This window comes from Lysinibacillus sp. GbtcB16, from assembly GCF_019091145.1.
GTDB classification, from domain to species: Bacteria; Bacillota; Bacilli; order Bacillales_A; family Planococcaceae; genus Lysinibacillus; species Lysinibacillus fusiformis.
The window spans coordinates 1-253 of the sequence record NZ_JAGXJV010000642.1 but is presented as its reverse complement, the minus strand read 5'-3'; the positions used below and the strand labels follow the sequence as shown (position 1 = coordinate 253).

General features: G+C 36.4%; 1 pseudogene. It reads right to left on the bottom strand.

The annotated features are described in order from the left end of the window. Positions 1-63 (bottom strand): annotated as a pseudogene (locus KVT27_RS27630) (YqhR family membrane protein); the annotation flags it as partial. Between the last annotated feature and the right edge of the window lie 190 nt (positions 64-253).

Genomic DNA, 253 nt, shown 5'->3' with positions numbered 1-253 from the left:
AAAGATTCCACCAAACAAACCAATCTGCACAAAATTCCTTGTTCCTAATTGTTCTTGGCTCACATCGACACCTCCGCTCAATAGTATGCCCGAAACTATTTTGAAGCATGTTTAAATCCTGCGAAATTTGTCTATAAAAAGAATAAGAAATGTCCGACTCTCATAACATTTTCCCTTGTCATCTACTTGTATTTGCCGATAAAATAAAGGAAACTCGGTGATTGTCTTATTTCAAAACGACAGAACCCAGTAT